Source organism: Actinomyces denticolens, assembly GCF_002072185.1.
Lineage (GTDB): Bacteria > Actinomycetota > Actinomycetes > Actinomycetales > Actinomycetaceae > Actinomyces > Actinomyces denticolens.
In genome coordinates, this window is the sequence record NZ_MVIW01000001.1 from 120,714 (window position 1) to 140,328 (window position 19,615).

Sequence of the window (19,615 nt, forward strand, 5' to 3'; positions counted from 1 at the left end):
TTGGCCCGACGGTTGGGGCGGGTGGGTCGGGAGTGACGGGCGATCACTGGGCCCAGTCTCCCCCACCTTGGGCCGCGCGCCCAATCGCCGTGAGAAGTCCCTCAGTCTCGGCCTCGGTGACGGCGACGGCGCCCGGCAGGGCGACTCGGATGAGCCGGGGGCGCTGGGGAGCATCGATGACGAGACTGGTCCAGGAGGCGGAGACGACCTCGGGGATCGTGGCGATCGCACGGCCCCGCACGGCGGCGCGGGTGCCCGCCGGCGGGGTGTCGGCGGCGGCCTCGATGCGCGAGGGGTCGAGGAGGCGGCGGACGCGGCCGGCGGCGTCGAGGCGGTCGATGATCGAACCCGCGCGCAGGTCGCCCCAGGTGATATCGAGAGCGGCCAGGCGCGGATCATTCCAGTCGGTGCCCGAGCGCGCGCGCAGCCCCTCGCAGAGCTGCATCTTGGCGGCCCACTCGATCATGGGCGCGGCGGCCGCCACTGGCTGGAGGTCGCCCGGCGCGGCGGCGATCGCCTCGAGGAGGCTCAGCACCTCCTCCCACAGGGCCAGGGCGCGGGCGGTCTCCTCACCGAGGCTCTGCGCGCCGATGCCCCCGTAGTCGGCGTCGAGCGCGGCGGAGATGGCCTCCAGGAGCGAGCGCTGGATGGCGACGGCGCTCATGGGCCCGTCCTCGGTGGTGAGCGGATAGGCGAGGGCCGTGTCATGGGAGAGGGCCCACTGCTGCTCGACGGGGTCGCCGAGGATCCGCAGGGGCGCGAGTGCGCCGAGCCCCTCGCCGCGCTCGTGGGAGCGCTCCAGGAACCACAGGAGAAGGTCGGTGGTGGCGATCTTGAGGTAGCCGGGAACGTCGAAGCGGTTGGCGTCGCCATTGATGACGTGGAAGCGGCGCCAGCGGGCCGCGTCGGCGTGGGGCTCGTCGCGGGTGTTGACGATGGGCCGGTTGAAGGTGGTCTGCAGGCCGATGGGGCATCCGATGAAGTCGGCGCGCTGGCTCATCTGGAAGCCGGGGCGCTCGCTGCGCTCCCCCAGCCCCACGCGCCCGGCGCCGACGACGACCGGCCGGGTCATGAGGAAGGGCGTCAGGGCCGCGGTGAGGGCGTCGAGGGGCAGGTCGCGGCGCACGAGGTAGTTCTCATGGCTGCCGTAGGCGGCGCCCTTGCCGTCGGTGTTGTTCTTGTACAGGACGATCTCGGGGCCGCCGGAGCGGGCCCGGGCCTCCATGGCGCGCCGGGCGATGACCTCTCCCGCACGGTCCCAGGCCAGGGCGTCCGTGGGGGTGAGGGCCTCCGGGGCCGAGTACTCGGGGTGGGCGTGGTCCACGTAGAGGCGCGCGCCGTTGGCGAGCACGGCCGTGGTGGCCCGGGGAAGCGCGGCCTCCTCGACACTCAGCCTGGGGCGGGTCCCCCAGTCGGGGCCCGCGGGGCCGCCGTCGGCGGGCGCGTCGCCGGAGGGGGCGGGGGCGGTGGGATCGTCGGTGAGCTGGCTGGGGTGGGCGGCGGCGCGGTCGATGCGCCCGCCGCGCAGGTCCGCCAGAGGGTCCTCCCCCTCGTAGTCCCAGGTCACCGGGGCGGCACCGGGCAGGCCCGGGCGGGAGCGGGCGGCGTAGGCGTCGACGATGAGGCTGGAGAGCACGACGGGGTTGGCGCGGGAGTTGCCGGGCTCGGTGACGCCGAACTCGGTCTCGAGGCCGACCGGTCTCGTCGTGGGGCCGAGCGCGGCGGTGACGGGAGCCCGGGTAGTAGCGGGCATGGAACTGGCAGAGTTAGTAGCGGAGGTGGCTGAGGTGGTCATGCGCCTTCCTGGGTCTCATGGGGCCGCGCGGCGCTGACGGCGGTGCCGGCGGCGCCCAGGCGCCGCGCGCCGCGGATCGGCTCGGAGTGGGCGCCGACGAGCCTGGCCCAGCCTTCGGGGCTGGTGGCGCCGGTGATCTCCTCGTTCTGCCTGGCCTCGGCGTCGACGGCGGCCAGTACGCGGGCGGTGGAGAGCCCGCCGGTTCCGCCGGAGATCTCGTCCTTGATGGCGGCGGTCTTGGCGCGGGCGACGATCTGGGCGAGCATCGCCCCGCTGACGAGGTCGCCGAGATGGAGCGTCTGAGTGGCGCCCGACGCGTAGACGACCTCGAGGACGGCGGTGGCCGGTGTGCGGGCGTAGAGGGCGTCGACGGCGGCGGCGCGCATGGCGGCGGCGGTGGCCTCGCGGTCGCCCTCGTGGGCGGCGAGCTCGGCGGGGTCCAGGGGCAGGTCGGCGTTGAGGTGGCGGGCGAGGATGTCGAGGGCCTGGGCGGCGTCGGGGCGGGAGACGCGGATCTTCACGTCGAGGCGGCCGGGGCGCAGGATCGCGGGGTCGATCATGTCCTCGCGGTTGGAGGCCCCGATGATGACGACGTTGCGCAGGGACTCCACGCCGTCGATCTCGGCCAGGACCTGCGGGACGATCATGGTCTCGACGTCACTGGAGACCCCGGTGCCGCGGGTGCGGAAGAGCGCCTCCATCTCATCGAAGAAGATGACGACGGGCCGGTCCTCGGCGGCGGCTTTGCGCGCCTGCTCGAAGATCGCGCGGATCTGCCTCTCGGTCTCCCCGACGAATTTGCTGAGCAGCTCGGGGCCCTTGATGTTGAGGAAGGCGGCAGTGCGGCCCGTGGCGCGCTCGCCGTCGGCCCCTTCCCCGCCGGCGGCGAGCGAGGTGGCGACGGCCTTGGCGATGAGGGTCTTGCCGCAGCCGGGCGGGCCGTAGAGGAGAAGGCCCTTGGGGGCGCGCAGGCCGTAGGCGCGGTAGAGGCCGGGGTGGGCGAAGGGCAGCTCGAGGGCGTCACGAATCGCCTGGATCTGGGGGCCGAGCCCACCGATGTCCTCCCAGGTGACGTCCGGTGTCTCAGCGACGACGAGCTGCTCGACGCTCGTGCGCTCGATGATCGCGGTGGCCACGTCCGCGCGCAGGTCGGCGGCCAGCGTGGTGCCGGGGGTGAGCGCGCCGGCGTCCAGGGCGCCGCCGAGGCGCAGGACGCGGGTGGCGCCGGAGCCAGTGGTCACGAGGGCGCGGGCGTCATCGAGGACCTCGTCGAGGACGACGGCCTCGCCGGTGTCAGGCTCGGGCAGGGCGTCGACGACGAGCATGGCGTCGTTGACGGCGACGAGCTGACCGATGCGCAGGGCAGCGGGATCGAGGCCCGGGCGCAGGCCGAGGCTCATGGTGCGCCCGCCCAGGAGCACGAGCGCCTCGGGGGCAGGGGCGGTCGGGGTGCCTGCGGGCGAGGCCTCGCCGTCGTCTCGGCCGGAGCGGGTGTGGAGCCCGGTGAGGAGGGCGAGGGTGACGGGCGGGTGGGTGACGGCGTCGAGCTGGGTACCGAGTTCGGCGATCCGCTCGCGGGCAGTGGTGAGGGCCCGGGCGAGGCGCTCGTTCTTCTCCGCCAGGGAGATGGCCTCGGCGCGGGCCTCGCGCAGCTGATGGCTGATGAAGGACGGGGCGGGCATGCCCAGATCGGCGGTGTCAGTCATCGAGGGGCTCCTGGGCGCCGTCGCCCCCGGCGGTGGGGACGCCGGGGAGGACAGGGGTGGCGTCCTCGGGCTGCTTGGCGCGGCAGTCGCGCAGGACGCGGCGGACCTTGCGGTCAGTGCTCGTGCGCTCACGCACGTCCTCGGGGATCCAGTAGCCGGCGTCATCGTAGGCACCGCGGGCGGGTGGGCGCTTGCGCGTCAGCGGCGCGCTTCCGGGGGCCAAGCGGCGGGCGGTGAGGAGGAATCCGGTGTGGGCGACCATGCGGTGGTCGGGGCGCACGGACAGGCCGTCGACGTTCCACGTGCGCACCATGGACTCCCAGGCCTCGGGCTCGGTGAAGAGGAGGGAGTGGCGCAGGGCCTCGACGGTGCGGGACATCTGGGTGGTGGTGGCGACGTAGGCGAGGAAGAGGCCGCCGGGGGCCAGGACGCGGGCGGAGGCCTCGATGTTCTCCCACGGGGCGAGCATGTCCAGGACGACACGGTCGATGGAGGCGTCCGCGACGCGCGCGGCGACGACGTCGTTGAAGTCGCCGGTGCGCAGCTCCCAGGCGGGGTGATGGCCCCCGAACCAGGAGTCGACGTTGGAGGCGGCGATGGCGGCGAAGTCCTCGCGCCGCTCGATGGACATGAGGTGCCCGGTCTCCCCGATGGCGGACAGGAGGTTCATCGTCAGGGCGCCGGAGCCGACCCCGGCCTCGAGGACGCGGGCGCCGGGGAAGATGTCGCCCAGGGCGATGATCTGGCCGGAGTCCTTGGCGTAGACCACTTGGGCACCGCGGGGCATGGACAGGACGTAGTCGGCGAGCAGGGGGCGCAGGAGGAGGAGCTCGTGGCCGGAGTCGGTGGTCAGGACGGTCCCCTCCTGCCTGCCGACGACATCGCGGTGGTGGAAGGATCCGCGCGCGGACTGGAAGTAGCCCTGGGGGTGGAGGTGGAAGGTGTTCTTGGAGCCCTTGACATCGGTGACCTGGATGCGCTCGCCGTAGCGGAAGGGGCCGCGGCGCCCGGCCTGGCCCAGGATCTCCTGGGTGACGTGGCGCGGGGGGAGTTTCGGGGCGGTCTGCGGGTTCTGAGTGTCCTGCTCGCTCATCGGCCCCAGTCTATGCGCCGCCCTCCTGCCCTCCCCCGCCGTGTTCCTCCCGCGAGACCGGGCGAGCCACCTTGCCTCACAGCTCCCATGCGCCACTCCTGTCACAGACCTGAGCGCCTTGCCCTAGCGAAAATGGCGAGGTTTGAGGATTGCTTCTCCCCCAACCCCTCCCAGCGGCCGCCAGATCCGCAGGATCATGCGGTCCTTGAATGATCAATCACCGCGGTTCAGCCGAGCAATCCTCAAACCTCGCCATTTTCGCCCCGCACACCCCCTCACACCCCGGGCAGACGGCGCTGGGAGGGCGCGGCGCATCCCGCCGTCAGTCAACGGCGTCGAAGTAGTCCTCGTCGACACGGTAGATGTTGAGTATGCGCACGGTCTGCACGCCGACGCCGTAGGCCAGCATGAGGCGAGTCAGCTCGATCCCATCGATGAGCACGACTCGGTTGTGCAGAAGATCGGTGGCCATGCGATTCGCATTGGCACTGAAGCGCGAGGTGGTGATGAGCACGCCACGGTCGGCACCGTTGGTGGTCAGCGCCCCGAGGAACTGCTGGAGGATAGGGCTGCCGACCGTTTTGCCATCCGAATATCGCTTGGCTTGGATATAGACCTTCTGCAGGCCGAGCGCATCTTGGCGAATGATCCCGTCAATGCCTCCGTCTCCGGAACGCCCGACATGCTGCTTCTGCCCATGGGCACCTCCGTAACCCATCGCCCACAGGAGATCGACAACGGCTTTCTCGAAGAATTCCGGTGAGGCTTCCTGGAGTCTCCTACGTAGTTCGGTCTCCACCTGAGCGTTGGACTCGACGACGGCGGACTCGATGCGCTCAATCGGACCCCCATCATCTTGCAGACCTGTCTTGACGTGCTGGTTCGGCGCAGCGTCGCCCATGATTTCCTGGTCCGAGGACATGGCATGCCGTTCGGCGATCTCGCGCTGATACTTGGCCCAGGCGGGCCATTCCAGCATATCCTTCTCCGAGTAGGAGATAAGATTGCGGGATGCGACGGCGAGCCCATCAGCAGTGATGACATAGCGGCCTCGACGAGGTTTTGAGACGAGCCCCGCCTGAGCGAAGGAGGACATCGCCCAGCCTGCGCGATTGGCATAGCGCAACTGGCCTGACGGAAGGGTTTCAGCCATCTGCTCCTCGGTGAGGCCCAGAAACTGCGCAGACTCGCACACGATCTCCTGCGAGGAGCGTTCACGGCCGTCCTCAAGCACGGCGAGGACCGCGGGGCGGAAGTGGTCGATCGAGGGGATCTCAGTCTGCAGCATCAGGGCTCCTTCACGCGCCTACGAGGACGCGGTCGTATGGCATCGTATGACAGTGGACGTAGAGCTCGTCTCCGAATTGAGCGCTAGGCCCTTCCTCCAATGCCGAGAGATTTGGAAGATAATTGGGGGTGGGCGCTGCGCAGTCTCGCACGCCTTGGCTGCAAGCATGTCAGCACTTCATCAGCACGCGAAGATAGCAGACGACGCGGTCGTCGTATCGTGCGGGCAGGACGTTCTCGATGTCATCTATGAAGAATGTCATCTTCGCTTACCGCAGGCATCAGGTCTACCTCATCCCCCTCACACCCCGGGCAGACGGCGCTGCGAGGGCGCACGACCCACGAGGAGGTAGGCGGCCCAGGCGCCGATGATGCCGGTGAGCATGACGGCGACCATGGGCGTGGCGCTGGCCCCGCCCCCGGAGCTGGCCAGCGGCGCGGAGATTCCCATGGCGATCGCCTGCACGACGCCCATGAGGGCGCTAGCCGCCCCGGCCACGTGCCGCACCTCGCCGAGGGCGAGCGCGCTGGCGTTGCCGAAGATGAGGCCCTGCGCCGCCATGGTGAGCACGAAGCCCGCGCACAGCGGCACGAGCGCCGCGTTCCAGGCGAGCACGGCCAGGGTCACCAGCACGATCCCGCCCCCGGAGATCCCGAGCCCGACGGCGATGAGCCGCCGGGGCCGGTAGCGCCCCACGAGCCGGGAGTTGGTCAGCGCCATGAGCATGTTGGCCCCGGCGGTGCAGCCGAAGAACACGGAGTACTGCATGGCGGTGAGTCCCTTGATCTCCTGCAGCACGAAGGAGGAGGCGGAGATGTAGGCGAACATGGCGAAGCCGGAGAACGCGGAGGTGAGCATGTAGCCCATGAATCGCTTGTGGCGCACGAGCTCGGCGAATCCGGCGGCGAATCGGCGCAGCCCCCCGCGGCGGCGGTCGGATGCCGGAAGGGTCTCGGGGATGACGATCGCGGCCATGGCCATCATGAGCAGCCCGAATCCGGCCAGGCACCAGAAGATCATCCGCCAAGTCGCAAGGGATAGGACGGCGCTGCCCGTCACCGGCGCGAGCATGGGGGCCAGGCCGCCCACCGCCATGAGGATGGACATGATGCGGGCGAGGCGGTCGCCGTGGGCGACGTCGACGATGACGGCGCGCCCGACGACGGAGGCGATTCCCCCGCCGAAGCCCTGGAGGATCCGCCCGGCCAGGAGGATGCCGATGCCGGGCGCGAGGGCGCAGACGATGCCGCCGAGGGTGCAGATGAGTCCGCCGGTGATGATGGGGTGGCGCCGGCCGTAGCGGTCGGAGGCGGTGCCGCCCGCGAGCTGGCCGGTGCCCATGCCGATGAAGAAGGCGGTCAGGGTCAGCCCGACGGCGGTGGCTGAGGTTCCGAGGTCGGCGGCGACTTGTGGGAAGGCGGGCGAGTACATGTCCGTGGCGAAGGGCGGCACGGCGTTCTGGATGGCGAGGGCGATGATGAGGCCGACGGTGATGGGGGCCTCGGGGTTCCGGGGTGGGTTCATGCATTCCTTCTACTCGGGTGAGTGGTCCTTCGGGTCAGCGGGCGCCGGTGGGGACGGCGCCGATCATGCGTCCGCCGTCGATGACGATGAGCCAGCGGGAGACCGCGCGCGCGGCTTTGAGGGCGTCGGCGGCCTCCTGGCCGGTCAGGTGCGTGGTGATGGCCGCGGCGGGCAGGACAGTGCAGACCTGCTCAGCGGTGGCGCCCTCCCCCATGGCGCCGAGCTCGGCCAGGCCGACGGCGTCGATGGTGCCGAGGATGGTGGGGCCGTCGGTGATGAGGGCGAGGGCGGCACCGTCGTCGAGCGCGGTGCGGACGCGGGCGAGAGGGGTGGCGGCGGGGAGCGTGGCGATGGGACGGGTGAGGGAGCGCAGATCGAGGCGGGCGGCGGCGCGCTGGGCGCCCCCGAGGCCGAGGACGCGCCAGCTGGTGGAGCCGATGGTCCAGCCGACCATGGCGGCAAGGATGAGACTGGTGGAGCTGGGGCGGTGGTGGTCGATGAGGAGGGGCTGGAGGAGGTAGAGCCAGGCGATCCCGGCGACGACGGCGAGCCCTCCCCAGGCGGCCGCCTTGAGGCCGGCGGCGCGGTTGCCGGTGGCCTGGGTGATGAGGGAGGCGAGGGCCTGGCCGCCGTCGAGGGGCAGGCCGGGCAGGGCGTTGAAGATGGCGAGGGCGAGGTTGAGCCAGGTGATGGCCCAGACGGCGACGTAGATGGCGGGGGTGGTGAGGGCGCCGGAGTCGAGGGCGGTGCGGCCGGCGATCCATAGGAGGGCGTTGGTGGCGGGGCCGGCGAGGGAGCAGGTTGCGTCGCGCCAGGGGGACCAGGCGCGCCTAGGCGGGCCGAAGCTGGTGCGTCCGCCCCACAGGAGCAGCTCGTAGCGGATGGGTGGGCGGCCGAGGGCGGCGCCGACCAGGCCGTGGGCGAGCTCGTGGAGGAGGATCGAGATGGCGACGCCGATGACGGTGGCGGCCACGGTTCCCAGGACGACGACGATGCCGAGGTCCCCGAGGGCGTTGGTGACCAGGGGGTGCCAGGAGGCGGCGATGATGAGTCCGAGGAGCAGGGAGGTGGAGGAGACGACGACGGGCGCGCCGCCGACCCGTCCCAGGGTCATCTCCCCGTTGCGCGTGGATGCAGGTGGCATGCGCCCGAGACTACCGGGGCGGGCGGGCGGTCAGTCGGGGGCGTCCGGCGGGGGAGGCTGGTGCCCGTCGCGCAAGCGGCGGGCGGCCTCAAGGTTCGCGGCGACTTGCTTGGTGAGAGGATGCTCAGAGCCCAGAACCCTGAGGCAGTCCTCCAGGGTATGTTCAAATAGCGTGATCGCCTCGTCCATCCGTCCATCAAATTCATAGGCACCTGCGAGATTATTGCGCGAAGCCAAGGTATCCGGATGGTCGACCCCCAAGACCCTGATACGGCCCTCCAGGGTTTGCTCATAAAGACGGATGGCCTCGCCCATCCGTCTAGCAGATCGGTAGGCACCTGCGAGATTGTTGCACAAGGTCAGAGATTTTGGGTTGTCGGTGCCCAGCACCTTGAGGCAGTCCTCCAGAGTCTGCTCGAATAGCGAGATCGCCTCATCCAGCCGCCCAGCAGATCGATAGGCGCCCGCAAGATTATTACGTACAGTCAAAGTATTCGGATGATAAATACCTAGCACCTTGAGATTCCCTGTCAGGGCCTGCTCATAAAGAGGAAGTGCTTCACTCAATCGCCCACCATCCTCATAGGCGCCCGCGAGATCGCTACGCGTGGCGAAAGTATCCGGATGGTCGACCCCCAGCACCCTGAGACGATCCCCCAGGGTCTGCTCATAAAGACGGATGGCCTCCTTCAGCCGCCCAGCAGATCGATAGGCGGACGCAAGGTTGTTGCGTAAAGTCAGACTATTCGAGTGGTCAGCCCCCAACACCTTGAGGCTCTCCTCCAGGGATTGTTCGAACAGCAGGATCGCCTCATCCAAACGCTCAGCAGACTGATAGGCGTAAGCGAGATTATTGCGCATAGTCAGGGTGTGCGGGTGGTCGGGGCCCAGAACCCTGAGGCAGTCCTCCAGAGTCTGTTCATCAAGACGGATGGCCTCATCCAAAGTCCCAGCAGACACATAGGCGCCCGCGAGGTTGTTGTACAAGGATAGAGTGCGCGGATGGTCGGAGCCCAATTTCAATGCGACACGATTAACGATTTCTACTAACGACATGGCAAACGAAGCGAGTCCCGCCTCGTCCGCACGCCGTTGAGCCAAGAGGAGAAGATCAGAGATCTTCTCGACATTGACACTGACGGAATCCAGGTCGAGGCCCCCCAAAAGTGAGAGGCTGTCAATCACTGCGATGATCGAATTGCGCCCCACATCATCAGGATTATCGAGATCGGACTCGTTAAGCACCGATACAAGGGCGGAGATAACGGCATTGGCGATCACCCCTAATTCACCATCACGGCCCACCTCTTCACGAACCACTCTCGACTGGAGACGGTGCAGCGAAACGACGCCCGCGCGGGTGATATTATTCTCCGTCTTCGAGATGATGCCGCGCTCGCAGAGGAACGCCAATGACTTCCTCGCCGCACGAGAATGATCGCCATCAGCATAGTAGAGCCAGTCACGAGGAACACCGCCCTCCGGCATAATCGACAGCATCCCCAACTGAAGATGCGCTGAACGAGCCTGCTCCGCATCCCGCTCACCCAGCGCCTCCAGGGCAGTCCGATGACTGAGGCGCAGGGCCTGCCACACGGCGTGCGGGTAGTCGTCGCCATCCGAGCGATCCATCGCCTCCTCAAGCGGCACCTCTTCAAGAAGCTCCATGTACTCCAACGGAGCGTAGTCCTCCGCCTTCATTGTTGACACCGCTTGAGACAACGCCACCGGAAGATCACCGAGGAGCCCGGCGAGCCTGTCCGCATCGGCATCGGTGATCCCGGGGAGCCGCTCCTGCAGGAAGGCCTTGGACTGCTCCCGGCTGAAGACCTCCACGGGGATCGATTCGCCCAGTACCCCGCCTCGGAGGTTCGTCGTCACGATGACCCGCAAACCGGGACCTATCAGCTGCAACTCCCGAAGATCGTCGGCGCGCTCCAGGTTGTCGAATACGATGAGCCGATCCACCGCCTCACCCGAGTTGAGCCAGTCCACCAGAGTCCGAGCGCTCTTCGCCGGAGGAGCTGACGGATCGACGAGCCCGAGTTGGTTCGCCAGTTCGGCGAGCCCCGTCTCCGCGCCGCTGGGCAGCCCTTCGTCCGGGGCGCCGGCTGGAGCCGCGTTGATCCAGGCCACGAGGTTCCAGCCCGCATCCCGGCAGTCACGCGCGTACTGCGCCGCGATCTGGGATTTGCCGACGCCTTTCATGCCCCGCAACGCCGAGAGAGTCGCCTCGCCGCCGTCGGCGAGTGCATCGCACAGACGCCGATACTCATCGCGTGCGATATATCCCGGAGCTCGGCCAGGAATAGCCCCGAAGCACACGGGTCCATCTCCGAGGGGATGCCTCCGTCCACTCATCCCGCCTCCGAGGCGATCGATCCTTCCGAAGATCTCCTTCTGGCCGGACAACACATCCTCAACCATGCTCTCCGTGCGCGACGTCGTCGCGACGATCGTATCGAGCGCATCCATGACATACCGAGCATGGGCCTCATCGAATGACGGCGATGACGGCACGATCACCGCGAGCTCTCCGGCCACGATCTCGATGAGGGAATCGAAAGCGGACTCAGCAGCGGCATCAAGGTCATCCCTCTGAGCTCGCCCCTGCCTCCTCAGGAGCCCGGCGAGGTCCTCCGGACGCCGCACCACCTCCAGCAGCTCCTCATCCGAGGCGAGCGCGTTCGTGAGAACCGTCTCCACGGCGGCCGCCACGCCATCGAGCGCAGCACGCCTCTCCTGCGGGAGCCGTTCCACCTCATCTGCCAGACGCTTCTCGATCCTCTTGGCGATCCGCGCCTGCGCGTTCGTGTCCTGAGCGAAGGCACGGAGCCGACCGGCGGCCTGCCTGCCATCGTTGCTCAGCGCGGCCGCGCCGGACCACGAGGGGTTGAGGCACAGGTCCGCGGAGCGGAGAAGCACCGAGACAACGCTGGAGGCCACACCACCGAGGGAGAACGGGTCCATGGCCGCAGCGTAGTCCTCCTCGGGGCACGAACTCGTACGAATGAGCAGGCCAGTCGCCATCTCCGCATCGCAGCCCTGCCGCTCTCGCCGCCTTCCCGCGCGGGGCGTCCTCCCCCCTCCCGCCACTCGGATTCATGTCGGAGCCCCGGGGTACGGTGCCACCATGACAGTAGATGGCACGGCGCCCGCAGCGCCCTCATCCCCCGCGCCCGCCGCCCCGGCCACCACCCGCCCCCGGGCCACGGGGCCGGGCTCCAGGCGGCCTGCGCGCAGGGGGCCTCGCCGGACGGCGCTCTCGCCGTCGCGAGCAAAGGACTTCCTCCAGTGCCCCCTGCTGTTCCGCCTGCGCACCGTGGATGGCCTGGCCGAGCCCGGCTCGCTCGCCACCCACAAGGGCACGCTCGTCCACGCGATCCTCGAGCGCCTCTACGACCTGCCCGCGCGCGAGCGCACCCCGGAGGCCGCCCTCGCCATGCTGCCCGAGCAGTGGGAGGCTCACCGCGCCAAGAGCCCGGAGGTCATGGGGCTCTTCGAGGAGCCCGCGCAGATCGAGGCCTGGCTCGGCCAGGCGCGCGACCTCATCGCCTCCTACTTCCGCATGGAGAACCCCCAGCGCCTCGCCCCCGCCGAGCGCGAGCTCTTCGTGGAGACCGAGATCGCCGATGGCCTGCTCATCCGCGGCTTCGTCGACCGCCTCGACATCGCCCCCGACGGAGCCATGCGCGTCGTCGACTACAAGACCGGCAAATCCCCCTCCCCCAGATTCCAGGAGGAGGCGCTGTTCCAGATGCGCTTCTACGGGCTCGTCCTATGGCGCCTGCGCGGGCGTGCCCCCGCCCGCCTCCAGCTCCTCTACCTCAAGGACGGCCGCACCCTCACCCATGACCCGCGCCTGCCCGAGCTCGAGGCCACCGAGACGCGCCTGGCCCGCATCTGGGACGACATCGAGGACTGCGCCCACGCCGGCACCTTCACCCCCAAGCGCGGCCCCCTGTGCGACTGGTGCGCCTTCCAGGCCCACTGCCCCCTCTTCGGCGGCGAGACTCCCCCACTGCCGGACGACGGCCTCGCCCGCCTCCTCACCGCCCGCACCGGCGCCACCTCGGCAGGCGCCCGCTGAGACGCCCGGCCCGCTCGGTGGGCCGCCTCACGTGGACAGCGCTTGCCACAGCGGCGCTCGCCCAGATAACGTCCGGGCACGTCGCCGCACCTCGCGGCGCCACGACTGAACGGACGATCGCATGAGCACGGACCACGCACGCCGCAACCGCACCGCCCTCGGCGGGGTTGCCATGTGTATGCGCTGCCTGGTCCAGGCGATCTGAGGGCAAGCGCTCCGCAACCAGTACCCAACGAGCATCCCCTCACCGGCCACGGCGCGATGACCGCGCCGGCCTCCCCGGACCAGGCGCACCGCTCACCCGACACCCCGGGTGACGGCACCGTGCGCCCCCGCGGCCACTGACCGCGAGACGCGTCGCCGCGGCGCCACCGCCGCTCCCAGTGCTCCCGCGCCATGACGCCGCACGCCCCGTCACCCGGGCCCTCCCAACAACCGGGCGCCGCACCGGCGCCCCGCCCCAGGAAGGACCCCCATGATCATCACCGGACTGATCACCGGAGCCGCCCTCGGCTTCATCCTCCAACGCGGCCGCTTCTGCATCACCGGCGCGTTCCGAGACCTCTGGGTCTCACGATCCTCCTTCTGGCTCACCGCCTTCCTCATCGCCATCGCCGTCCAGGCCATCGGCGTCCTCGCCCTCACCCTCACCGGCAGCATCGCCCCGGAGGCGCCCCAACTCTCCGTGGTCGCCACCGCCGTCGGCTCCCTCCTCTTCGGGATCGGCATCGTGCTGGCCGGAGGCTGCGCCACCGGCACCTACTACCGCGCCGGCGAGGGCCTCGTCGGATCCTGGTTCGCCCTCATCGCCTACGCCCTGGCGGCCGCCGCCGCGAAGACCGGCATCCTCGCCGGCCCCACCCGCTGGGTGAAGGACCTGTGGACCACCGAGCTCACCACCATCCCGGACACCCTCCACCTGCCGCAGTGGGTGGGAGTCGCCGCCCTCGCCGTTGGCGTCGCCCTCCTGGCGCGCAGGCAACTGCGCCTCACCGCAGCGCGCGGCCCCCAGTTCACCCCGCCCGCCCGCCGCACCGGCCTGGCCCACCTGCTCCTCGAGAAGCGCTGGAACCCCCTGGCCACCGGGGCTATCGTCGGGATCGTCGCGGCCGCCGCCTGGCCCCTGTCCTGGGCCACCGGCCGCGAGGACGGCCTGGGCATCACGACGCCGTCCGCCAACCTCATCGGTGTCATCGTCACCGGGGACACCAGCCGCTTCGACTGGGGCGTCCTGCTCGTGCTGGGCATCCTCCTCGGCTCCTACATCGCCGCGAAGGCCTCCGGCGAGTTCCGCGTGCGCGTCCCCGACGCCACCATCATCATCCGCTCCATCCTGGGCGGCCTCCTCATGGGCGTCGGCGCCGCCTGGGCCGGCGGATGCTCCATCGGCAACGCGCTCGTGCAGACCTCCCTGCTGTCCTGGCAGGGCTGGATCGCGCTCGTCTTCCAGATCCTCGGAGTCGGAGCCGCCGCCTGGGTCCTCCTCATCCGCCCCCGCCAGAAGCGCCGCGCCGCCCGAGCCGCCCGCGCAGCCGCCGCCGACGTCGAGCCCTCCCCCGCCCGCGAGGCCGCACCCGCCCCCGCCTGATCCACCCGACGACGGCGCCCATGCCCGCCCCGTCGCACACCCCAACCTCATTGAAAGGACCCCATCATGCGCACCATCCTCGAGACGAACGGCCAGGTCTGCCCCTTCCCCGTCATGGAGGCGGAGGAGGCCATGGAGGACCTCGAGGCCGGCGACGAACTCGTCATCGCCTTCGACTGCACCCAGGGAACAGAGACCCTGCCCGCCTGGGCCGCCAAGAACGGCTACACCGTCACCGAGTTCGAGACCGTCGGCCCCGCCTCCTGGACCATGACCGTGCGCAAGTAGCGAAGACGCTCGACAGACGAGAAGGGGTGGTGGCCCCGGTCCGCAGGGCCGGAGCCACCACCCCGACCCGGTACGCGCGACACGAGAATTCGACGCCGGGGCAGGTACCTTTGGCGCCATGGAGTACAGGAGACTGGGCCGCACCGGCCTGCGCGTGTCCGCCGTCGGCCTCGGCACGATGACCTGGGGCCGGGACACCGACGAGGTCGAGGCCAAGGACCAGCTCGGGATCTTCCTCGACGCCGGCGGCACCCTCCTGGACACCGCAGCCACCTACACCGAGGGCCTGGCCGAGCGCACCATCGGCACACTCCTGCGCGACTACGTCAACCGCCAGGACCTCGTGCTCGTCTCCAAGGCGGGCGTGCGCACCTGGCGCACGGGCGGCGAGCCGGCCAGCGCCGACGCCTCGCGCGGCACGCTCCTGGACAGCCTCGACGCCACTTTGGAGACCCTGGGGACCGACCACCTCGACCTGTGGCTCGTCCAGGTGCCCGACCCCGCCACCCCCCTGGAGGAGACGGCCGACGCCCTGCGCCGCGCGGTCTCCTCCGGGCGGACCCGCTACGTAGGGGTCTCCAACCATCCCGCGTGGGCGAGCGCGCGCGTCGCCAGCCTGCTCGCCGAGGGCCCTGACGCGCCCGGAATGGCCGCCGTCGAGGTCGAGCACTCCCTGCTCAACCGGGGCATCGAGCGGGAGGTCATCCCCGCCGCCGAGGCCATGGGCTTCGGCGTCATCGGCTACGCGCCCCTGGGCCGGGGCGTCCTCAGCGGCAAGTACCGGGCCACGATCCCCGCGGACTCGCGGGCCGCCTCACCGCACCTGCGCTCCTACGCCTCGGCGTACCTGGGCGGCGAGCACCGGGGCATCGTGGAGTCGGTGGCGACGGCCGCCGCGGGCCTGGACCGCAAGCCCGTCGAGGTGGCGCTCGCCTGGGCGCGCGACGCCGAGGGCATCGCCTCGACGATCGTGGGCGCCCGCACCCCGGCGCAGCTCCAGGGGGCGCTCTCGGCACAGGATCTCGATCTGCCCACGCAGATCCGCCACGCCCTCGGCGAGGTCAGCGCCCCGCAGCTCGGCTACCCCGAGAGGTTCTGACCGATCAGGCCGCCCGAAGACGGCCCGGGAGATCAGTCCTCGTCGTCGTAGTCGTCGTCATCGTCCTCATCATCGTCGTCGTAGTCGACGTCGTCATCATCATCGTCGTCGATGTCGATGATGTCGTCGTCATCATCGTCGTCCCCGTCGTAGGTGTCGAAGGGGAGCTCGATGCCGTAAGCGGTGAAGAGGACGTCGTCGTAGGTGAAGAAGGCGTCCTGGAGGGCGTTCTCCGCGGCGACCACTGCCGGCGAGTTCTCGTCACCCGTCGCGGCGGCGTCGAGGTGGGCCTCGAAGGCGGCGATGAGTCGGTTGAGCGCGGACCGCGGGTCGTTCGTCATAGCGCCAGCCTACCGGCATCCCCCGGCGGCGCGCACCACATCGGCGTCCTGGCCCCGCGGGACGGGACCAGGACGCCTGCGACCGTGCCCGGGCCGGCGCGGCGGAGGAGGTCAGTCGACCAGACCGAGCTGCCTGCGGAGGTTCTCCGTGAACAGGTCCTCGCCCTTGATGCGATTGGTGAACTCGGGGCCCTCGACCACCCTCATCCCGTCCTTGAGCACCTGGGAGGCCCCGCCCACGGGACCCAGCGGGAGCACGACGAGGTCGGACTGGGGGGTGTAGGAGGCCGACGGCTCGCGGCCCGCCATGATGTCCTGGATGTTCTGGGCGACGACGGCCGCATGGTCACGGGCGTGCTGGGCGCGGTTGGACTCCCGGACGTCGGTGATGTCGCCGATCGCCCATACGCCCGGATGATCGATGACCCGCAGCTTGTCGTCCACGCGGATCGTGCCGTCGTAGTGGCGGATCTCGTCGTAGTCCTCGCCGAGGAAGCCCGTGGCGGCGGAGGCCCCGTAGGCGCGGAACCAGATGTCGGCCTCGATGGTGCGCCCACCGGTGGTGGTCACGCGGAAGGGGGCGAGCCCGCCGACGTCGATCGGGGGCAGGTAGGCCAGGGTGTCCCCGGTGATGATCTCGACGCCGCGCTCGGCGAGCTGGGCGGCGATCGAGTCGCGCAGCTCGGCCTTGTAATCGCCCTGCGGCAGGATGGTGGGGCCTGCCTCGACGATGGTCACGCGCAGCTCCGGGAAGGCGGAGGTGAGCTCTCCGGCGAACTCCAGGCCGACGGCGCCCGCGCCCAGGATGAGGGCGCGCTTGGCGGACCCCAGGGAGGTGCGCACGCGCTCGATGCGGGCCTTGGCGATCGCCGTCGTGGACTCCAGGTGCTTGGCGGGGAACGGGTAGTTGGTGCCCGTGGCGAGCACGAGGTGGTCGGCCTGGATCTCGCCCTCGCCGGAGACCTGGACGGTGGTGCCCTTGACCGCCATCGCGGTGCCGCGCACCACGCGGCCGTTGGTCAGGAGCCCGTCGTAGGGCAGGAAGATCCTCTCCGACCACTCCTCATCCACCGCCGCGCGCAGGGAGGCGGCGTGGTGGACGAAGGCGTCCTTCTGCTCGACCAGGGTGACCTCGGCGACGCCGTCGAGCGCCTTGGCCAGGGTGATGCCGCCGTAGCCTCCGCCGACGATGGTGACACGTGCCATGGGGGTCCTCTCACGGGGGCCGGGCGCGGATCCGTCCTCGGACCGGGCCGACCGATTCTGCTGTGGGCCGGGCCAGGCTATCCCGATCCCGGCGCGCTTCCCAAGACCGGCCGTCCCCGACCGGCGCGTCCCGGGCCCTCACCGTTGACCGTCGGCCCGGCCGCCCGCATCCCCGCGCCGCACCCCGGGGTGATCGGACCCGCTCGCCATGGCCTGGATGCGCCCGACGAGGTCCTCGTCGTCGGGATAGCCCGCGCCGCCGTTCATGAGCCGACGCAGCCACAGCCCCTCCGCCGCGAGGAGGGCGATGCGCTGCTCGGGGGTGAGAGAGGCCGGGTCTCCCGCCCATCGGCGATCCAGCTCCGCCGAGACGCGCGCCAGTGCCGCCCTCTCGGCGCCCCCCGCGGCGAACAGCCCCATCTCGGCGGGACCCAGCGGGGCTTCGATGACGGAGCGCACCAGGGCGGAGATGCGCTCGCCAGGGGTCGCGTCGTCGAAGACGCCCTCCAGGTACCCCAGCGCCTCCTCGTGCCAGCGACGGCCGATCTCCTGGGCGATGCCCTCGAGAAGATCAGCGCGGTTGCGGAAGTGGTAGATGATCCCACCCCGGGTCAGGCCGGTGCGCGCGGCGACCGCCTCGAAGGTGAGGGCGGGGGCCCCCTCGTCGTGAATGATCGCCAGCGCCGCCTCAATGACCCGCTGCCGTTTGGACTCCCTCATGCGATTCCCCTCTCTCGGAGGGAACATACCGCGCCGCCATGAGGCCGGCGATGACCAGCACCGCGGCCGCGACGACGGCGGTGGTCTGCATCGCGCCGGTGAAGGCGTGACGGGCGGAGTCGAGGAGCTGGGCCTGCGCCGGCGAGGAGGCGTCGGCGATGCTCGTGAGGTTGGCCAGGGACTGCTTGGCCACCGCGGTGATGGCCCCCGGCAGCCCGGTCGCCCCGTCCAGCGCGTCCGTCAGACGCGCGCGGTAGCCGATGTCCTGAAGCGTGCCGAGCACGGCGATGCCGAGCGCCGCCCCGAGCTCGAGGCCGGTCTCGGAGATCGCGGAGGCCGCCCCCGCGCGCTCGGCCGGCACGGCGCCGAGCACAGCCCCGGTGGAGACGGCGGAGGCGACCCCGATCCCGACGCCCACCAGGCCCAGGGCGATCCCCAGCGGGAGGTAGCTGGGAAGGGACTCGGCGACGGCGATCCCGACCATTCCGGCCGCGGAGGCGATGAGGCCCCCGCCGAGCGTCCTCCCCTGGCCGAGGCGGCCCACCAGCCATCCGACGATCGGGACCACCACGATGGCGGCACCGGTGCCCGGCATCTCGGCGATCCCGGCGGTCAGGGTGGAGTACCCGCGCACGAGCTGGAGGTACTGACTGAAGAAGTACATGAGGCCGCTGAGGGAGAAGATCGCCAGGACGGTGGACAGCACGGCCCATGTGAAGGAGGGGCGTTGAAAGAGACGCACGTCGATGAGGGGGATAGCGATGACCATCTGGCGTCGTACGAAGGCCGTTCCCGCGCTCGCGCCGATCACCAGGGCCACCAGGGCGGCGGTGCTCGGCCCATCGTGCGCGAAGGACTTGACGGCGTACACGATCGGCATGATCGCGGCCACCGAGAGCGCAGCGGAGGGCAGGTCGATCGGCCCGCCGCCGGCATGCCGTGACTCGGGGAGCAACCACGCGCCCAGGATGACCACGAGGATCATGATGGGCAGGTTGATGAGGAAGACGCTGCCCCACCAGAAGCGCTCGAGGAGCGCGCCGCCGACGAGGGGCCCCAGTGCCATGCCGCCGGTGGTGCCCGCGGACCAGATGGCGATAGCGGTGGCACGACGGCGCGGGTCCGTGAAGATGTTCCGGATGAGGGACAGGGTGGAGGGCATGATCGTGGCCCCCGTGGCGCCCAGCAGCGCGCGGGCGGCGATGAGGGCACCGGCGCTCGACGCGAACGCGGCCAACGCGCTCGCCGCGCCGAACCCGATGGCTCCGCCCAGGAGCAGCCTGCGCCTGCCGACGCGATCAGCGACATTGCCCATTGTGACGAGCAGTCCGGCGATGACGAAGGAGTATATGTCCCCGATCCAGAGCAGCTCGGTGGCGCTCGGGGCGAGATCCGCGCTGAGCGAGGGGATCGCCAGGGACAGGACGGTGGAGTCGATGGCGAGGAGCGTGACGGCGAGCGTGAGGACGCCCAGCGCCACCCAGTCACGGGCGCCGTTCGACGCGGGCGCCCGCTCGGGGTCCGACGACGGGACCGCCCGGGAATCCGGGTGATGGGTGCTGGGGGGCATGGGGTTCGAAGCGGCGACCATGGCGTAACTGTACTATATGTACAGTATAGTTATCTTGATGGCGCGGCCTCTCAGTGCGCTCGGACCGCGAATCTGTGGGGTCGAGCCCTCTCACTCCACGGGTAGGGCTCACCGCGCCGACTCCCACCGCCCATCGTCACTC

15 protein-coding genes are annotated in these 19,615 nt (G+C 70.3%); 4 read left to right on the forward strand and 11 right to left on the reverse strand.

Translation table 11 applies throughout. The features are described from left to right. Nucleotides 1-43: 43 nt before the first annotated feature. The 7 genes from B1H55_RS00530 to fxsT form a co-directional block, all read right to left on the reverse strand. Nucleotides 44-1,753, reverse strand: coding sequence for a proteasome accessory factor PafA2 family protein (locus B1H55_RS00530; protein WP_169917267.1), 1,710 nt, complete (start codon nt 1,751-1,753; stop codon nt 44-46). Nucleotides 1,754-1,791: 38 nt separating this feature from the next. Further along, nucleotides 1,792-3,501, reverse strand: coding sequence for a proteasome ATPase (gene arc / locus B1H55_RS00535; protein ID WP_077241165.1), 1,710 nt, complete (start codon nt 3,499-3,501; stop codon nt 1,792-1,794). Continuing rightward, nucleotides 3,494-4,594: a tRNA (adenine-N1)-methyltransferase gene (locus B1H55_RS00540; RefSeq protein WP_073451834.1), complete on the reverse strand. Its 1,101-nt coding sequence runs from the start codon at nt 4,592-4,594 to the stop codon at nt 3,494-3,496. The genes arc and B1H55_RS00540 overlap by 8 nt, the downstream gene beginning before the upstream one ends. Before the next feature lie 322 nt (nt 4,595-4,916). Beyond that, nucleotides 4,917-5,882, reverse strand: a complete 966-nt coding sequence (locus B1H55_RS00545) for a restriction endonuclease (protein ID WP_077241166.1) — start codon at nt 5,880-5,882, stop codon at nt 4,917-4,919. A 300-nt stretch (nt 5,883-6,182) separates the two neighbouring features. Beyond that, on the reverse strand, nt 6,183-7,406 hold the full coding sequence (locus B1H55_RS00550) for a multidrug effflux MFS transporter (RefSeq protein WP_077241167.1): 1,224 nt from the start codon (nt 7,404-7,406) through the stop codon (nt 6,183-6,185). Between the two features lie 34 nt (nt 7,407-7,440). Beyond that, nucleotides 7,441-8,550, reverse strand: coding sequence for a site-2 protease family protein (locus tag B1H55_RS00555; RefSeq protein WP_231952941.1), 1,110 nt, complete (start codon nt 8,548-8,550; stop codon nt 7,441-7,443). Between the two features lie 30 nt (nt 8,551-8,580). Then, complete coding sequence (fxsT, locus tag B1H55_RS00560; RefSeq protein WP_158083318.1) at nt 8,581-11,520, reverse strand: FxSxx-COOH system tetratricopeptide repeat protein; 2,940 nt, start codon at nt 11,518-11,520, stop codon at nt 8,581-8,583. Nucleotides 11,521-11,683: 163 nt separating this feature from the next. Here fxsT and B1H55_RS00565 point away from each other — a divergent pair, with 163 nt between their 5' ends. The 4 genes from B1H55_RS00565 to B1H55_RS00580 all read left to right on the forward strand — a co-directional run bounded on the left by B1H55_RS00565 (nt 11,684) and on the right by B1H55_RS00580 (nt 15,615). After that, nucleotides 11,684-12,640 (forward strand): RecB family exonuclease, encoded by a 957-nt coding sequence (locus B1H55_RS00565; RefSeq protein WP_077240259.1) that lies wholly within the window; start codon nt 11,684-11,686, stop codon nt 12,638-12,640. Nucleotides 12,641-13,115: 475 nt separating this feature from the next. Next, on the forward strand, nt 13,116-14,228 hold the full coding sequence (locus B1H55_RS00570; protein ID WP_077240260.1) for a YeeE/YedE family protein: 1,113 nt from the start codon (nt 13,116-13,118) through the stop codon (nt 14,226-14,228). Nucleotides 14,229-14,294: 66 nt separating this feature from the next. Beyond that, entirely contained in the window at nt 14,295-14,516 is a 222-nt protein-coding gene (locus tag B1H55_RS00575) for a sulfurtransferase TusA family protein (RefSeq protein ID WP_073451823.1), read from the forward strand. Nucleotides 14,517-14,634: 118 nt separating this feature from the next. After that, nucleotides 14,635-15,615 (forward strand): aldo/keto reductase, encoded by a 981-nt coding sequence (locus tag B1H55_RS00580; RefSeq protein WP_073451821.1) that lies wholly within the window; start codon nt 14,635-14,637, stop codon nt 15,613-15,615. Nucleotides 15,616-15,647: 32 nt separating this feature from the next. Here the strand turns inward: B1H55_RS00580 and B1H55_RS00585 are convergent, their stop codons facing one another. The 4 genes from B1H55_RS00585 to B1H55_RS00600 all read right to left on the reverse strand — a co-directional run bounded on the left by B1H55_RS00585 (nt 15,648) and on the right by B1H55_RS00600 (nt 19,473). Continuing rightward, on the reverse strand, nt 15,648-15,956 hold the full coding sequence (locus tag B1H55_RS00585) for a DNA primase (protein ID WP_077240261.1): 309 nt from the start codon (nt 15,954-15,956) through the stop codon (nt 15,648-15,650). Between the two features lie 111 nt (nt 15,957-16,067). Further along, entirely contained in the window at nt 16,068-17,162 is a 1,095-nt protein-coding gene (locus B1H55_RS00590; protein WP_073451817.1) for an NAD(P)/FAD-dependent oxidoreductase, read from the reverse strand. 138 nt (nt 17,163-17,300) lie between these two features. After that, nucleotides 17,301-17,882: a TetR/AcrR family transcriptional regulator gene (locus B1H55_RS00595; protein WP_073451815.1), complete on the reverse strand. Its 582-nt coding sequence runs from the start codon at nt 17,880-17,882 to the stop codon at nt 17,301-17,303. Next, complete coding sequence (locus B1H55_RS00600) at nt 17,851-19,473, reverse strand: MFS transporter (protein WP_080461507.1); 1,623 nt, start codon at nt 19,471-19,473, stop codon at nt 17,851-17,853. Before B1H55_RS00600 ends, B1H55_RS00595 begins: the two co-directional genes overlap by 32 nt. Nucleotides 19,474-19,615 lie beyond the last annotated feature (142 nt).

Excerpts from the sequence above, each read along its gene's own strand:
- B1H55_RS00550 (WP_077241167.1), bottom strand. The coding sequence starts at position 7,406 with ATGAACCCACCCCGGAACCCCGAGGCCCCCATCACCGTCGGCCTCATC.
- B1H55_RS00600 (WP_080461507.1), bottom strand. The coding sequence starts at position 19,473 with ATGGTCGCCGCTTCGAACCCCATGCCCCCCAGCACCCATCACCCGGAT.
- B1H55_RS00540 (WP_073451834.1), bottom strand. The coding sequence starts at position 4,594 with ATGAGCGAGCAGGACACTCAGAACCCGCAGACCGCCCCGAAACTCCCC.
- B1H55_RS00545 (WP_077241166.1), bottom strand. The coding sequence starts at position 5,882 with ATGCTGCAGACTGAGATCCCCTCGATCGACCACTTCCGCCCCGCGGTC.
- B1H55_RS00570 (WP_077240260.1), top strand. The coding sequence starts at position 13,116 with ATGATCATCACCGGACTGATCACCGGAGCCGCCCTCGGCTTCATCCTC.
- arc (WP_077241165.1), bottom strand. The coding sequence starts at position 3,501 with ATGACTGACACCGCCGATCTGGGCATGCCCGCCCCGTCCTTCATCAGC.
- B1H55_RS00595 (WP_073451815.1), bottom strand. The coding sequence starts at position 17,882 with ATGAGGGAGTCCAAACGGCAGCGGGTCATTGAGGCGGCGCTGGCGATC.
- B1H55_RS00530 (WP_169917267.1), bottom strand. The coding sequence starts at position 1,753 with ATGCCCGCTACTACCCGGGCTCCCGTCACCGCCGCGCTCGGCCCCACG.
- B1H55_RS00555 (WP_231952941.1), bottom strand. The coding sequence starts at position 8,550 with ATGCCACCTGCATCCACGCGCAACGGGGAGATGACCCTGGGACGGGTC.
- B1H55_RS00575 (WP_073451823.1), top strand. The coding sequence starts at position 14,295 with ATGCGCACCATCCTCGAGACGAACGGCCAGGTCTGCCCCTTCCCCGTC.
- B1H55_RS00565 (WP_077240259.1), top strand. The coding sequence starts at position 11,684 with ATGACAGTAGATGGCACGGCGCCCGCAGCGCCCTCATCCCCCGCGCCC.
- B1H55_RS00590 (WP_073451817.1), bottom strand. The coding sequence starts at position 17,162 with ATGGCACGTGTCACCATCGTCGGCGGAGGCTACGGCGGCATCACCCTG.
- B1H55_RS00580 (WP_073451821.1), top strand. The coding sequence starts at position 14,635 with ATGGAGTACAGGAGACTGGGCCGCACCGGCCTGCGCGTGTCCGCCGTC.
- B1H55_RS00585 (WP_077240261.1), bottom strand. The coding sequence starts at position 15,956 with ATGACGAACGACCCGCGGTCCGCGCTCAACCGACTCATCGCCGCCTTC.
- fxsT (WP_158083318.1), bottom strand. The coding sequence starts at position 11,520 with ATGGACCCGTTCTCCCTCGGTGGTGTGGCCTCCAGCGTTGTCTCGGTG.